The following is a 14,139-nucleotide window of genomic DNA, read 5'->3' as shown; positions in this document are numbered from 1 at the left end:
AATGAATTTTAGTTATTGGGAACTTAAAGAATGGTTTAGCAATGTTGATTTTACGATTGTAGGCAGCGGAATTGTCGGTTTAAATTGTGCTTTAGAATTAAAAAAGAAGCATCCAAAAGCAAAAATTTTGGTGTTAGAGAAAGGCATGTTGCCACAAGGAGCAAGTTCTAAAAATGCCGGGTTTGCTTGCTTTGGAAGTTTGTCGGAATTGGTAGATGATTTAAAAACACACACCGAAGAAGAAGTTTTTAATTTAGTTAAAAAACGCTGGGAAGGTTTGCGACTTTTAAGAGAAAACTTAGGAGATACAAACATCGGTTTTCAACAAAACAAAGGATTTGAACTGTTTCAAGACAAAGACTTATTTGAAGCATGTGCTTCTCAAAAAAAGCAAATAAATAAACTGATTTTTCCAATTTTTAAGCAAGATGTGTTTTCAGAATCAGAGAACAGTTTCAACTTTAAAAATATTGAACCAACGTATAGTGTCAATCAGTTTGAAGGGCAAATCGATACTGGTAAAATGGTGACACAACTACTTTTAAAAGTACAAAAAGCAGGAATTAAAATTCTAAATAACATTTCAGTTGAAAGTTTTTCAGAACAGAATGATACCGTTTCCGTAAAAACCAATCAAATTGAATTTACAACCAACAAACTATTTATCGCAACCAACGGATTTGCAAAACAGTTATTACAAGAAAATGTGCAACCCGCAAGAGCGCAAGTAATCATTACAAAACCAATCAAAAATTTACACATTAAAGGAACATTTCATTTAGATAAAGGCTATTATTATTTTAGAAATATTGATGATCGAATTTTATTTGGCGGCGGAAGAAATCTTGATTTTAAAACTGAAGAAACCACCGAATTTGGACAAACAGAAATCATTCAAAATCAGTTAAAAACTATTTTACAAGAAACTATTTTACCAAATACAGCTTTTGAAATTGAGCATTCTTGGAGCGGAATAATGGGAGTTGGAAATCAGAAAAAAGCGATTGTAAAATCAATTTCTACACATGTTTTTTGTGGAGTTCGTTTGGGCGGAATGGGCATTGCAATTGGTAGTTTGGTAGGCAAAGAATTAGCAGAGTTAATAGATTAATGTCATTTCGATCCGAGTCGAGAAATCTTATGAATATAAAGAAAGAATTATACAATCAATGTGAAAAATTTGTAAACAACCGCCTACAAACCATTCAAGATATTATTTCTTCCAATCAAAAAGCATTGCAATCTGAAACCAAAAGTTCTGCTGGCGACAAACACGAAACCGGACGCGCCATGTTGCAATTGGAAATGGAAAAAGCAGGACAACAATTACAAGGTGTTTTGCAAATGAAAGAAACTTTGGCTAAAATGGATGTTGCTAAAAACTCAACCATTTCACATCTAGGAAGTTTGGTGAAAACCAATGAAGCAACCTATTTTTTAAGCATTAGCGCAGGAAAACTTATTGTTGAAAACGAAAATTATTTTGCAGTTTCGGTTTCGTCTCCGATTGGTAACTTATTGTTGGGTAAACAAGAAAATGAAATTGTAATTTTTAATGGAAAAACTTCACTTATAAAGAAAATTTTATAAACTATACTCTAACAAGTTCCATTAATGGTTCAAATGAATATAAGGCAGGTTTTCTCCCTGAAGCTTCCTCTCTTATTGTTATTAATCCTTTTTCTGAAAGGACTCTAGTAAATCTTTTTGCAGATTCCGTTGGTATTCCACTTTTTGAAGTAAACTTATTATTTCTAAAAATAGGATTTGTAAAAACAAAGTCAAGTGCATTAACACTCCATTTAGAGGATAAAGCATTTGCAAAAACATCTTTCATTTCTTCATATAATTTATAAATACTTTCGGCTATTTCTAAATTTTTAATTGCTTGTTGTTCTATAGCGTTTAAAAAAAATAAACACCAATCTTCCCAGTTATTTTTTTCTGAAACTTCTCTCATTAAATCAATGTATTCATCTTTATGTTCTTCTAAATATCCACTGATATAAAAATGAGGCTCAGTAATTGTTCCTGAAGACCATAAAAGTAATGTAATCAACATTCTCCCTATTCTACCATTACCGTCTTGAAAAGGGTGTAAAGCTTCAAACTCTAAATGCATTAACGCTGTTTTTATTAGAATAGGATGGTTACTTTCTTCAATGTATTTAAATAAATTATCTATTCCTTCTGCTAATTTTTCAGGACTAATAGGAATAAATAAAATATTTTTTTTTAATCTATCAGCTAAATAATTTTGTTCTTTTTTAAATTCACCTGGTGACTTTGTGGCGCCTCTTCCTAAAAAAAGTAATTGTTGATGAAGAGTTCTGATTAATGAACTAGATAAAGGATACCCTTCTTTCATCGAGTGCTGAGCATTTAGCAAAGCCCTTTGATATAATATAGTTTCAATAACTTCTGATCTTGCATTTTCTTTATTAGAATTACCTTCTTCGTTGTCAGCTTCAAATTTTAGTATTTCATCCATGGTACTTATTGTACCTTCCATTCTTGAAGAAATTACTGCTTCTTGATTTCTCAAAGGCGCAAGTAATATTTCGCTATTATGCATGTTTTTAAGCATTTGATCATATCTCGCAATTGCATCAGTTGCTTTTATTAATTCATTAATAAAAGCACTATAGTTTAAATTATTTGGAGGAAATTTATCGTAATGATATTTTATAGCTCTATCGATGTTTAAACTCATAATACATGTATTTGATGTTAAATTATTAACAACAAAAACAGTTGATGTTAATAAGTGTGTAAATTTTAACCACAAAACAAATATACGTTAAAAGATTACACGCAAACCTTTTTGATGGTAATTTTTTAAATTATTTTAACCTCAAAAAAAATAATTTTTCTGTAGGCTAAATTATAATTATGATTTACAAACACTTTTTGCCCATTAAAATCAGCTGCTATCAACCAATAAAAGCCTTTGTAATAACTTTGTAAAACGGTTGCTTCTAGCTCAGATTTTTTAACAATTTTTATTTGATGCGGATAGAATAATTGTTTTTTGTTATTGATGGTAATTTCGCTCACATCATCAAACAAAGCTGCAACATAGTTTTCTTTTGGATTGTTGTAAATATCTTTTGGAGTGTCGTTTACCAATATTTTATGATCACGGATAATCAATAAAGAATCTGCAAAAGAGAGTGCATCATTTTTGTCGTGTGTTGCAACAATACACGCAATATTTTTTTCTTTTAAATACACAAAAAGATTTCTTCGAAGTGAGTTTTTCTTAAAATTATCAATCTGACTAAAAGGCTCGTCTAATAAAATTAATTTTGGCTCTTTTGCCAAAGCTCTTGCAATAGCAACACGTTGTTGTTGTCCGCCGCTTAAGGTTTTTACTTTTACATTGGCAAAAGCAGTCATTTCAATCACTTCTAATAACTCTTGTGTTCTTTTTTGGGCTTCTTCAGGATAAAAACGCGACAAGAATTTCTTAATATTTTCTGAAACAGAAGTGTAAGGCATCAAATCGAAATCTTGCGCAACATGTTTCATAAAATCCATTCCAGGAACCAAATGGTGTTTTGGACCCAACACTTCTGTATCGTCCCAAAAAATGGTTCCTTTATTTAGATCTAACAATCCGTAAACTGCTTTTAATAAAGTTGATTTTCCGCAACCGCTTTCTCCCATTACACACAAATGTTCTCCTTTTTTAAGTAGAAAAGAGATGTCTTTTAAAACAGGTTTTTTAGATTGATATTGAAAAAAAATACTATTTACTGAAAGCATAAAAAAGCCATAGATTATTTGAAGATAAACTATGGCTAAAATAGTGATTTTGACTTGATAAATAAGGCAAAAAAAATAAAGTCTTACTTATTCAAAAAGAGGTTTAAATCGATCCCAATTAGTATAAATTAATAATAAGTTTAATATTGCAACCGCTGCTGCAACTAAAATTCCTTTAGGGTCATAAGCCAAATGAAATGCAACGATATTTATAGATACAGGGGCTAAAACAATTAAGGCAAATGGCACTGCTTTATTTAACACCAAGCATAAACCTGCAATAATGTAGGCAATCCCTAAAAGGGGGAAAATATAACCACTTCGATCTAATGAGTCCACAAAAGATTCAGCAGTTCGAAATAATTCTATATTTGGCATAAAACGAAAAAATTTGTTAGCTCCAAAAACTAACATTGCTAGACCTAAAACGTATCTAGCTACTGTATTCACTGTTTTCATAATAAAAAAGTTAGTTAATAATTAATTATTCAATTTAAAAGATACAAAAAAACAATAAACCAACAATGTTTTGGTTTATAAACTGTAATATATGTTGATAAAAAACGACTACATTTGCTCTAATTAAGACATTAAAAATGACAGAAAATTTAACAAAAGCAGCCTTTTTAGAAAAGGTTTTTAATTTTGAAGAAAACAAAGAATGGACGTTTAAAGGAAACGTTCCGGCAATTATAGATTTTTATGCAGATTGGTGCGGACCCTGTAAAATGATTGCACCTATTTTAGAACAATTAAGTGAAGAATACGGAGAAAAAATCAACATTTATAAAGTTGATACAGAAGCAGAACAAGAATTGTCTGCGGCATTCGGAATAAGAAGCATTCCGTCGATGTTATTTTGCCCAAAAGAAGGTGATCCACAAATGGCAAACGGAGCGTTGCCAAAACCAGAATTAGAACGCATTATTGCAGACGTTTTAAACGTAACGAAATAAAAAAACCCCGAGTTATTAACTCAGGTTTTTTTATGATATTCTGTCATTGCGAAGCAAATTTATTTGCTGTGGCAATCTCTAAATTAAAAGACTGCTTCGTTTTACTCGCAATGACCAAAACCTAGATGGTTTAAACCAAATGATTAGCCACTAAATATTCTGCAATCTGAACTGTATTTGTAGCAGCCCCTTTACGTAAGTTGTCTGCAACAATCCATAAGTTTAAGGTGTTTTCTTGCGATTCATCTCTACGGATTCTCCCCACAAAAACTTCGTCTTTATCATGCGCGGTAATTGGCATCGGATACACATTGTTTGCTACATCATCTTGCACAATAATTCCGGCTGTATTTCTTAAAATTTCACGAACTTCATTTACATCAAAATCGTTTTCAAACTGTACATTTACCGCTTCTGAATGTCCGCCAGCAGTCGGAATTCTAACCGCAGTTGCAGTGACAGAAAAAGAATTATCACGTAAAATTTTCTTTGGTTCTTTTACCAATTTCATTTCTTCTTTAGTATATCCGTTTTCTAAAAATACATCACAATGCGGCAACGCATTTCTTCCAATTTTATGCGGATATGCCATTTCTCCATCAATTCCGGCTTCTTCATTATCTAATTGCTGTACTGCTTTTACGCCCGTTCCAGAAACCGATTGATACGTAGAAATTACCACGCGTTTCATTGTATATTTTTTATGCAAAGGCGCCAATGCCATTACCAATTGAATTGTAGAACAATTTGGATTTGCAATAATTTTATCATCAACAGTTAACACATCACCATTAATTTCTGGTACTACCAACTTTTTTGTAGGATCCATTCTCCAAGCAGAAGAATTATCAATAACAGTTGTTCCAACTTCAGCAAATTTTGGAGCCCATCCTAAAGAGGTTTCTCCGCCAGCAGAAAACAATGCAATATCTGGTTTCATAGAAACAGCAGTTGCTAAGTTTACAACAGCAAATTCTTTTCCGTTAAATGAAATCATTTTTCCAACAGATTTTTCTGAGGCAACAGGAATCAATTCCGTAATTGGAAAATTTCGCTCCGCTAATACTTTTAACATCACATTTCCTACCATTCCAGTAGCGCCAACAATTGCGATCTTCATTTTATATCATTTTTAATACTGCAAAGATTACGAAAAAACCAATTACTTGTATTTTTAAAAGACAATAAGTTGTAGTGTTGTTTAAAAAGCTACAAGAAAAATAAAATTGTTAAGTATTAAACGCTTTATTGTGGAGCGTACATTGCATCTTTAAATGCCTGCCATTTTATCGCATCACTTTGAATAGAATAATGAGTAGATTTTTTAAAGAGTGTTGTAAGATATCCTATTCCACTTCCAAAAGCAGCAAACAGAGGAGTGAGCACAACAAAACCTACTGTATCAAATTTACTCCCGTTTGATTGAGTTAGCCCAAAAAGACCATACCCAACACCAAATAGTCCACCTATTAATACATTATGCTTATTTGTTCTTTTGGTTTTTATATACATAATGTCACTCAAAGGAACAGTAACGGATTTACTTCCTTTTTTTAAAAAAAGAGTATCATCAGTAATTTTAAGCATTTTACCTTTGGCAATTTTTTGACCTTCGTTATTGTACACTCGTACAAAGATTTTAGATTTTTTTGGTAATTCTTGAGCCGTAATGTTAGCGCATAAAAATAAAGCGATTGTAAATAATAAGTATTTCATAGTAATTGGGTTGGTTAATTTTTTGAAAGGTAGCTAAAAACCTAATTAAACAATTTTATTATTAACTATATTTGCAAAAATTTTTTGTCTAACTAAAAAAGTATAGCATGCAACTGTACAACAAGTTAAGCGCAAAAGAACGCGCTGCATTAATTGACGAAGCCGGTAAGGATCGTTTAACCATTTCATTCTATCAATATCACAAGATAGAAGACCCACAAACCTTTAGAGATCAATTATTTCTTGAATGGAACGCATTGGATGTTTTAGGACGCATTTACGTTTCTTACGAAGGAATTAACGCACAATTGTCTGTTCCTTCGGATAGAATGTTAGCACTGAAACAGCAATTAGATGCCATTCCGTTTTTAAAAGACATCCGATTAAATGTTGCTGTTGAGCACGATAATAAATCGTTTTTAAAACTAAAAGTTAAAGTTAGAGACAAGATAGTTGCAGATGGTTTAAATGATGAAACTTTTGACGTTACTGATAAAGGAATTCATTTAAACGCAAAGGAGTTCAACGAAATGTTGGCAAATCCAAACACGGTTTGTGTGGATATGCGAAATCATTACGAAAGTGAAATTGGTCATTTTGATGGTGCTGTAACTCCAGATGTGGATACCTTTAGAGATTCGTTAGATATTATTGAAGAAGATTTAAAGGACAACAAAGAAGATAAAAATTTATTGATGTATTGCACGGGCGGAATTCGTTGTGAAAAAGCATCAGCTTATTATAAACACAAAGGGTTTAAAAATGTTTTCCAGTTAGAAGGCGGAATTATAGAATACACACGTCAAGTACAATCCGAAGGCATTGAAAATAAATTTTTAGGAAAGAATTTTGTGTTTGATCACCGACGGGCAGAAAAAATTTCTGATGATGTGGTTTCTAATTGTCATCAATGTGGAGCACCTTGCGATGAACATGTAAATTGTGATAATGAAGCGTGTCATTTGTTATTTATTCAATGTAAATCGTGTTCAGAAAAAATGAATACTTGTTGTTCTGATGAATGTAAAGAAATAGCAGCTTTGCCTTTTGAAGAACAAAAAGAACTGAGAAAAGGAAAAGGAAACAGCAATAAAATTTTCAAAAAAGGAAGATCAGAAGTGTTGACTTTTAAGAAGTAATAACAATAAAAAAGAATTTTTAAAAGACCTCAAATTTGAGGTCTTTTTTTATGCTAAAAAACCATTTTTTCATTCTTTGAGAATGCGTATATTTACAGATTCATCAACTTTAAGTTGATTTTCAAATTATTTAAGAACCCAATAAAAACAAGAGTTGCCACAAAAAGCACTTTCGTTTTTTAAAAAATATATACATTCTATGAGCTGTACAAGTTGCTCAACAAAAGACGGCGGCGTTCCAAATGGCTGTAAAAGTAACGGAAATTGTGGAACCGGTGGGTCTTGCGGAAGCGGAAGTAAATTAGCCGTTTTCGATTGGTTATCAAACATGACTTTGCCAAACGGCGAAGCTCCTTTTAATATTTACGAAGTGCGTTTTAAAAACGGACGGAAACACTTCTTTAAAAACACAGAAAACCTAACACTTTCTATGGGAGATGTTGTTGCAGTAGAAAGTTCTCCAGGACACGATATTGGAACCATTTCTTTAGGTGGAGAATTGGTGAAGGTGCAATTAAAAAAGAAAAATGTAAAAGAAGATAGCGAAGAAATTTTAAAAATCTACCGAAAAGCGTCTCAAAAAGACATTGATATTTGGCAGTCTTACAGAGAAAAAGAACAAGAAACACAACGCAGAGGAAGAGAAATTTTGGGTCGCTTAGGGCTAAAAATGAAACTTTCTGATGTAGAATATCAAGGCGATGGAAACAAAGCAACTTTTTATTATACAGCCGATGAACGTGTAGATTTTAGACAATTAATTAGAGATTTAGCAAGCGCATTTTCTATCAGAGTAGAAATGAAACAAGTTGGTTTACGTCAAGAAGCAGCGCGTTTAGGTGGTGTTGGATCTTGTGGTAGAGAATTGTGTTGTTCTACTTGGTTAACAGATTTTAGAAAAGTAAATACCGCGGCGGCGAGATACCAACAATTATCGTTAAATCCGTTAAAATTAGCGGGACAATGTGGTAAATTAAAATGTTGTTTAAACTTTGAATTAGACACGTATTTAGATGCGTTAAAAGCGTTTCCGAAGCAAGAAAAAGTATTGAAAACAGAAAATGGCGATGCTGTTTTTGTAAAAATGGACATCTTTAAAAAAGCGTTGTGGTACACGTACAAAGACAATAGTTTTAAATGGTTTCAGTTAACCTTAGAGCAAGTAAATGAAATAATTGACTTGAACAAAAATAACGAAGAAGCTGCTCCGTTAGAAGATTACGAATCAGACATTGCAGAAATTGTTAAAGTAGATTTCGAAAATGTTGTTGGGCAAGATAGTTTAACGCGTTTTGATGCTCCTAAACAGAAAAAAGGCCGTAGAAAAAACAATAGAAACAAAAAGAAGCCTGCAGTAAAAGCTCAAAATACAAATCAACCAAACAAACCGAAACCAAAGAGAAATCCAAATCAGAATAAAGCAGCTGCAACAACTAATGTTGTAGAAAACAAACAAAAGAAGAAACCATTTCGTAAGAACAACAATCGAAACAAAAACCAAAATAGAACCAATTCTAATGAAAACAAACAAGAGTAAATTTATTGTATTTGTTTTTGTTGCTTTTAGCATCATTTCGTGTGATTCTAAAAGAGAATATGATGCTATTTCTTCTATTGCTGATAATTCTTGGAAAAGTGAGAATGCAGTTTCTTTTAATTTTGAAGTGAAAGATACGATCAATAAAAAAGACTTGTTTTTAACGATTAGAAACAATCAAAAATACAGTTATAGCAATTTGTTTTTAATAACCACGTTGCGTTTTCCGAATGGCAAGAAAATTGTAGATACGTTGGAGTATGAAATGGCAGATAATTCTGGTCATTTTTTAGGAAAAGGATTTACAGGAATAAAAGAAAACAAATTGTTTTATAAAGAAAACGTCGTTTTTCCAATGTCTGGCGAATATGCTGTTTCAGTGTCGCAAGCGATGCGTAAAAATGGAGCAATAAACGGAATAGAAAGTTTAAAAGGAATTACCGAAGTTGGATTTAGAATTGAAAAGAAGTAAAAATGACTAAGAAAAAAGCAACAGATTTTAAAAAATATATAAAGTGGTTCTGGGGGATTGTTATTGGTGGATTTACATCTATTTTTCTCTTATTTTTATTGGCTTCTTGGGGTGTTTTTGGCACTTTACCAACATTTGAAGAATTAGAAAATCCAGAAAATAATTTAGCAACAGAAATTATTTCTTCTGATGGAAAAACGCTGGGAACTTATGCGTACGAAAACAGAACTCCAATACAGTTTAAAGATTTACCGAAAAATTTAGTACAAGCATTAACCGCTACAGAAGACGAACGGTTTTATGAACATTCTGGTGTCGATTTTAAAGCCACAGCACGTGCCATTGCTAAATTAGGAAAAGATGGTGGTGGAAGCACAATAACACAACAGTTTGCAAAAATATTAGTTCACGGAGAAGGATCTAAAAACATTGTTCAAAGAGTACTTCAAAAATTTCAAGAATATGTGATCGCTGTTCGTTTAGAGCGTCAATATACCAAACAAGAAATTTTAACAATGTACTTAAACAAGTACGATTTTTTAAATCAGGCAGTTGGAATTCGTTCTGCTTCAAGAATTTATTTTGGGAAAGAACCCAATGAATTAAAAATTGAAGAATCTGCAATGTTGGTGGGAATGCTTAAAAACTCCTCTTATTTCAACCCTTTAAGGAGAAAAGAATTAGTACATAACCGTAGAAATGTAGTATTAAAACAAATGGAAAAGAATGGTTTTTTGACCCTTCAAGAAAAAGATTCTTTACAACAATTGCCTTTAGAAATAAATTACACTCCAGAAAGTCATAGTGATGGTTATGCAACTTATTTTAGAGAATATTTAAGAGAATATTTAAAACAATGGGTAAAGACAAATCCAAAGCCAAACGGAGAAAAATATAATATTTATGCCGATGGGTTAAAAGTGTATGTAACCATAGATTCTCGCATGCAAAAATACGCAGAAGAAGCCGTAAAGACACATATTTCGAATCTACAATCTTATTTTGATGCAGAGCAAAAAAGTAATGAAACAGCTCCTTTTTACGATTTAGAACCAGAGCAAATAGAAATGATTTTAACCAGAGCAAAGAAAAATTCTGACCGCTGGCGAGAAATGAAAAGACTAAAAACACCAGAAAAAGAAATAGAAGCTTCTTTTCTTAGAAAGAGAAAAATGAAAATTTTTACTTGGAAAGGAGATAGAGATACCATAATGACACCAGCAGATTCAATAAAATATTACAAGTATTTTTTACATTCAGGATTGATGTCAATGGAACCACAAACAGGGCATATAAAAGCTTGGGTGGGCGGAATTAACAACAAACATTTTAAATACGATCATGTAGAACAAGGAAGAAGACAAGTTGGTTCTACATTTAAACCATTTGTGTACGCAACTGCAATTAATCAATTAAAATTATCTCCTTGCGATAGATATCCGATTGCTCCTTATACAATTAAAGCAGGAAAATATGGAAATCCAGAATCTTGGACACCAAGAAATTCTGGAGAAAATCCATTAAGATATAAAGGAGAATTAAGTTTAAAAGAAGGATTGGCGAATTCTGTAAACACAATGTCTGCGAGATTAATAGACATGGTTGGTCCAAAAAATGTTGCAAGATTGGCAAAACAATCACTTGGAATTACAAGAACAATTCCAGAAACGCCATCAATAGCATTAGGAACTGTTGAGTTGTCTTTGTATGAAATGGTAAGCGCTTATGCAATGTTTGCAAACAAAGGTTTGCGTGTAGAACCAATGATGATTACCAGAATAGAAGATAAAAACGGAACAGTTTTAACGCAATTTACTCCAAAAACACAAGAAGTTTTAAGTGAAGAATCTGCGTATGTAATCTTAGATTTATTAAAAGGAGTTACCATTTCAGGATCTGGAATTCGATTAAGAACAACATACCCAAGACCAGATTATGTAACAGGTTATCCGTACGGATTTCAAAATCCGATTGCCGGAAAAACAGGAACTACACAAAATCACACAGATGGTTGGTTTATGGGAGTTGTTCCGAATTTAGCAACAGGAGTTTGGACTGGTGGAGAAGACAATGCTATTCATTTTGAAACAATTGGAAAAGGACAAGGAGCATCAATGTCGTTACCAACTTGGGCAATCTTTATGAGAAAATGTTATGAAGATCCAACGTTAAATATCAGCAAAGAAGATTTTGAGAAACCAGAAAACCCAATATCTATTCGTTTAGATTGTGGTGATGTTAAAAAGGTTGATGAAAAAGAAATACCAGTAATTAAAAAAGGAGATACAGATTTCTAATTTTATAAAGATGATAAATAAAGTAGTAAAAAATGTAGCAGAAGCTTTGCATGGAGTTGAAAACGGAATGACATTTATGTTAGGAGGTTTTGGTTTGTGTGGAATTCCAGAAAACTGCATTTCAGAATTGGTACGGTTAGGAACCACAGATTTAACATGCATTTCTAACAATGCTGGTGTAGATGATTTTGGATTGGGATTGTTATTGCAAAAGCGTCAAATTAAAAAAATGATTTCTTCTTATGTTGGAGAAAATGACGAGTTTGAGCGTCAAATGTTATCTGGAGAATTAGAAGTAGATTTAATTCCACAAGGAACATTAGCCGAACGCTGTAGAGCAACAGGCGCGGGAATTCCTGCTTTTTATACGCCAGCAGGTTATGGAACCGAAGTTGCCGAAGGAAAAGAAACAAGAGAATTTAACGGAAAAATGTATGTTTTAGAACACGCATTTTATCCGCAGTTTGCTTTTGTAAAGGCTTGGAAAGGAGATACTGCCGGAAATTTAATTTTTAAAGGAACAGCGCGTAATTTTAATCCGATGATGGCAATGGCAGGAAAAATTACGGTTGTTGAGGTAGAAGAATTGGTTGAAGCAGGAGAATTAGATCCAAATCAAATTCATACACCAGGGATTTTTGTACAACGTATTTTTCAAGGAACAGCTTACGAAAAAAGAATTGAACAACGAACAGTAACTCTTAAATCGTAACAAAATGGCATTATCAAAAGAACAAATAGCGCAAAGAATTGCCCAAGAAATAGAAGATAAATGGTATGTAAACTTAGGGATTGGAATTCCAACTTTAGTTGCAAACTATGTTCCTAATGATATTGAAGTTGAGTTTCAATCAGAAAATGGATTGCTCGGAATGGGCCCATTTCCGGTTGAAGGAACAGAAGATGCTGATTTAATCAATGCAGGAAAACAAACGGTTACCATTTTAAAAGGTGGTTCTTTATTTGACTCTGCAATGAGTTTTGGAATGATCCGCGGACAACACGTGCAATTAACAGTTCTTGGCGCCATGGAAGTTGCACAAAACGGAGACATCGCTAATTGGAAAATTCCAGGTAAAATGGTAAAAGGAATGGGAGGCGCAATGGATTTAGTTGCATCCGCAGAAAACATTATTGTTGCCATGATGCACACCAATAAAAAAGGAGAATCGAAAATCTTAAAACAATGTTCTCTTCCGCTTACTGGAGTTGGTTGCGTTAAAAAAGTAGTAACCAATTTGGCTGTTTTAGAAATTAAAAATGGTGCATTTCATTTGTTAGAAAGAGCTCCCGGAGTTTCTGTAGAAGAAATTAAAAATGCTACCGAAGGAACTTTAATTGTTGAAGGAGAGATCTCAGAAATGAAATTCCTATCCTAAATTCTTTTGAAAGGAAAGGATTTTGAGCGCTCAAAAAAAAGTATTTAAAATTAATTTTACAGCAAAATAAAAAACAAGTTTTTCCCCTTTGGGGAAATTAAAAGGGGAATATGAAAATAATATCATACAACGTAAACGGAATTAGAGCTGCTTTAAAAAAAGGGTTTTTAGATTGGTTGCAAGCTGCAAGTCCAGATGTCATTTGTATTCAAGAAACCAAAGCGCATAAAGAACAATTAGATGTATCGGAGTTTGAAGATGCTGGGTATCCATATCATTATTGGTTTTCGGCAGAAAAAAAAGGCTATTCTTCGGTGGCGATTTTATGCAAAGAAAAACCAAACCACATTGCATATGGAACAGGAATTGAGACGATGGATTTAGAAGGAAGAAATTTACGTGTAGATTTTGATGAGGTTTCTGTAATGAGCATGTATTTACCTTCTGGAACGAACGATGCTCGACTTGATTTTAAGTTCAATTATATGGCGGAAATTCAAGAATATATGAATGAATTGAAAAAGGAAATTTCAAATTTGGTGATTTGTGGAGATTATAATATTTGTCATGAAGAAATAGACATTCACAATCCGAAAATGAAAGGAGTTTCTGGGTTTTTGCCAGAAGAAAGAGAATGGATTGGGAGTTTTATCAAAAGCGGATTTATAGATAGCTTCCGTTATTTACATAAAGACAAACAAGAATTTTCTTGGTGGAGTTATAGAGCAAATTCTAGAGCAAATAATAAAGGTTGGCGCTTAGATTACGCAATGGTTTCAGAACCCCTAAAATCAGCTATCTCTAGAGCCTATATTTTACCAGAAGCAAAACACTCAGATCATTGCCCGATTGTTGTTGAATTAGATTTTTAAAAT

General features: G+C 32.7%; 15 protein-coding genes. 10 read left to right on the top strand and 5 right to left on the bottom strand.

What is annotated here, in order from left to right; translation table 11 throughout:
* The first annotated feature begins 1 nt into the window (after position 1).
* Both KCTC32516_RS04045 and KCTC32516_RS04040 read left to right on the top strand, forming a co-directional pair.
* Complete coding sequence (locus tag KCTC32516_RS04045) at positions 2-1,111, top strand: NAD(P)/FAD-dependent oxidoreductase (protein ID WP_301402149.1); 1,110 nt, start codon at positions 2-4, stop codon at positions 1,109-1,111.
* Between the two features lie 29 nt (positions 1,112-1,140).
* The gene (locus KCTC32516_RS04040; protein WP_301402148.1) at positions 1,141-1,590 is read left to right on the top strand and encodes a 3-oxoacyl-ACP synthase; all 450 of its coding nucleotides are present in this window, start codon (positions 1,141-1,143) and stop codon (positions 1,588-1,590) included.
* Between the two features lies 1 nt (position 1,591).
* Here the strand turns inward: KCTC32516_RS04040 and KCTC32516_RS04035 are convergent, their stop codons facing one another.
* The 3 genes from KCTC32516_RS04035 to KCTC32516_RS04025 form a co-directional block, all read right to left on the bottom strand.
* Entirely contained in the window at positions 1,592-2,713 is a 1,122-nt protein-coding gene (locus KCTC32516_RS04035; protein ID WP_301402147.1) for a Fic family protein, read from the bottom strand.
* Positions 2,714-2,838: 125 nt separating this feature from the next.
* Positions 2,839-3,768 carry an ABC transporter ATP-binding protein gene (locus KCTC32516_RS04030; protein ID WP_301402146.1) on the bottom strand — a complete coding sequence of 310 codons (930 nt, stop codon included), beginning with the start codon at positions 3,766-3,768 and terminating at the stop codon, positions 2,839-2,841.
* An 87-nt stretch (positions 3,769-3,855) separates the two neighbouring features.
* Positions 3,856-4,227 (bottom strand): DoxX family membrane protein, encoded by a 372-nt coding sequence (locus tag KCTC32516_RS04025; protein WP_301402145.1) that lies wholly within the window; start codon positions 4,225-4,227, stop codon positions 3,856-3,858.
* A 137-nt stretch (positions 4,228-4,364) separates the two neighbouring features.
* Here KCTC32516_RS04025 and trxA point away from each other — a divergent pair, with 137 nt between their 5' ends.
* Positions 4,365-4,724 (top strand): thioredoxin, encoded by a 360-nt coding sequence (gene trxA, locus KCTC32516_RS04020; RefSeq protein WP_301402144.1) that lies wholly within the window; start codon positions 4,365-4,367, stop codon positions 4,722-4,724.
* Positions 4,725-4,854: 130 nt separating this feature from the next.
* Here trxA and KCTC32516_RS04015 read toward each other — a convergent pair whose 3' ends face one another.
* Together KCTC32516_RS04015 and KCTC32516_RS04010 are read right to left on the bottom strand one after the other, a co-directional pair.
* Positions 4,855-5,844 carry an aspartate-semialdehyde dehydrogenase gene (locus tag KCTC32516_RS04015; RefSeq protein ID WP_301402143.1) on the bottom strand — a complete coding sequence of 330 codons (990 nt, stop codon included), beginning with the start codon at positions 5,842-5,844 and terminating at the stop codon, positions 4,855-4,857.
* Between the two features lie 125 nt (positions 5,845-5,969).
* Positions 5,970-6,440, bottom strand: a complete 471-nt coding sequence (locus tag KCTC32516_RS04010; RefSeq protein ID WP_301402142.1) for a hypothetical protein — start codon at positions 6,438-6,440, stop codon at positions 5,970-5,972.
* A gap of 107 nt (positions 6,441-6,547) precedes the next feature.
* On the opposite strand from KCTC32516_RS04010, the gene trhO reads away from it, so the two are divergent.
* From trhO to KCTC32516_RS03975, 7 genes are all read left to right on the top strand, one after another.
* On the top strand, positions 6,548-7,579 hold the full coding sequence (gene trhO, locus KCTC32516_RS04005; protein WP_301402141.1) for an oxygen-dependent tRNA uridine(34) hydroxylase TrhO: 1,032 nt from the start codon (positions 6,548-6,550) through the stop codon (positions 7,577-7,579).
* A gap of 199 nt (positions 7,580-7,778) precedes the next feature.
* Positions 7,779-9,116: a PSP1 domain-containing protein gene (locus KCTC32516_RS04000; protein WP_301402140.1), complete on the top strand. Its 1,338-nt coding sequence runs from the start codon at positions 7,779-7,781 to the stop codon at positions 9,114-9,116.
* Positions 9,097-9,588, top strand: a complete 492-nt coding sequence (locus KCTC32516_RS03995) for a gliding motility lipoprotein GldH (protein ID WP_301402139.1) — start codon at positions 9,097-9,099, stop codon at positions 9,586-9,588. The genes KCTC32516_RS04000 and KCTC32516_RS03995 overlap by 20 nt, the downstream gene beginning before the upstream one ends.
* A 2-nt stretch (positions 9,589-9,590) precedes the next feature.
* Positions 9,591-11,885: a penicillin-binding protein 1A gene (locus KCTC32516_RS03990; RefSeq protein ID WP_301402138.1), complete on the top strand. Its 2,295-nt coding sequence runs from the start codon at positions 9,591-9,593 to the stop codon at positions 11,883-11,885.
* Between the two features lie 10 nt (positions 11,886-11,895).
* Positions 11,896-12,597 (top strand): CoA transferase subunit A, encoded by a 702-nt coding sequence (locus KCTC32516_RS03985; RefSeq protein WP_301402137.1) that lies wholly within the window; start codon positions 11,896-11,898, stop codon positions 12,595-12,597.
* 4 nt (positions 12,598-12,601) lie between these two features.
* Positions 12,602-13,264: a 3-oxoacid CoA-transferase subunit B gene (locus tag KCTC32516_RS03980; RefSeq protein WP_301402136.1), complete on the top strand. Its 663-nt coding sequence runs from the start codon at positions 12,602-12,604 to the stop codon at positions 13,262-13,264.
* A gap of 110 nt (positions 13,265-13,374) precedes the next feature.
* Positions 13,375-14,136 (top strand): exodeoxyribonuclease III, encoded by a 762-nt coding sequence (locus tag KCTC32516_RS03975; RefSeq protein ID WP_301402135.1) that lies wholly within the window; start codon positions 13,375-13,377, stop codon positions 14,134-14,136.
* The last annotated feature ends 3 nt before the right edge of the window (positions 14,137-14,139 follow it).

It is taken from the genome of Polaribacter huanghezhanensis, assembly GCF_030444335.1.
GTDB classification, from domain to species: domain Bacteria; phylum Bacteroidota; class Bacteroidia; order Flavobacteriales; family Flavobacteriaceae; genus Polaribacter; species Polaribacter huanghezhanensis.
This window is presented reverse-complemented; position numbering and strand designations above follow the sequence as displayed.

What these genes read in the sequence shown, in the direction of transcription:
- KCTC32516_RS04045 (WP_301402149.1), top strand. Translation starts at nt 2, where the DNA reads ATGAATTTTAGTTATTGGGAACTTAAAGAATGGTTTAGCAATGTTGAT.
- KCTC32516_RS04040 (WP_301402148.1), top strand. Translation starts at nt 1,141, where the DNA reads ATGAATATAAAGAAAGAATTATACAATCAATGTGAAAAATTTGTAAAC.
- KCTC32516_RS04035 (WP_301402147.1), bottom strand. Translation starts at nt 2,713, where the DNA reads ATGAGTTTAAACATCGATAGAGCTATAAAATATCATTACGATAAATTT.
- KCTC32516_RS04030 (WP_301402146.1), bottom strand. Translation starts at nt 3,768, where the DNA reads ATGCTTTCAGTAAATAGTATTTTTTTTCAATATCAATCTAAAAAACCT.
- KCTC32516_RS04025 (WP_301402145.1), bottom strand. Translation starts at nt 4,227, where the DNA reads ATGAAAACAGTGAATACAGTAGCTAGATACGTTTTAGGTCTAGCAATG.
- trxA (WP_301402144.1), top strand. Translation starts at nt 4,365, where the DNA reads ATGACAGAAAATTTAACAAAAGCAGCCTTTTTAGAAAAGGTTTTTAAT.
- KCTC32516_RS04015 (WP_301402143.1), bottom strand. Translation starts at nt 5,844, where the DNA reads ATGAAGATCGCAATTGTTGGCGCTACTGGAATGGTAGGAAATGTGATG.
- KCTC32516_RS04010 (WP_301402142.1), bottom strand. Translation starts at nt 6,440, where the DNA reads ATGAAATACTTATTATTTACAATCGCTTTATTTTTATGCGCTAACATT.
- trhO (WP_301402141.1), top strand. Translation starts at nt 6,548, where the DNA reads ATGCAACTGTACAACAAGTTAAGCGCAAAAGAACGCGCTGCATTAATT.
- KCTC32516_RS04000 (WP_301402140.1), top strand. Translation starts at nt 7,779, where the DNA reads ATGAGCTGTACAAGTTGCTCAACAAAAGACGGCGGCGTTCCAAATGGC.
- KCTC32516_RS03995 (WP_301402139.1), top strand. Translation starts at nt 9,097, where the DNA reads ATGAAAACAAACAAGAGTAAATTTATTGTATTTGTTTTTGTTGCTTTT.
- KCTC32516_RS03990 (WP_301402138.1), top strand. Translation starts at nt 9,591, where the DNA reads ATGACTAAGAAAAAAGCAACAGATTTTAAAAAATATATAAAGTGGTTC.
- KCTC32516_RS03985 (WP_301402137.1), top strand. Translation starts at nt 11,896, where the DNA reads ATGATAAATAAAGTAGTAAAAAATGTAGCAGAAGCTTTGCATGGAGTT.
- KCTC32516_RS03980 (WP_301402136.1), top strand. Translation starts at nt 12,602, where the DNA reads ATGGCATTATCAAAAGAACAAATAGCGCAAAGAATTGCCCAAGAAATA.
- KCTC32516_RS03975 (WP_301402135.1), top strand. Translation starts at nt 13,375, where the DNA reads ATGAAAATAATATCATACAACGTAAACGGAATTAGAGCTGCTTTAAAA.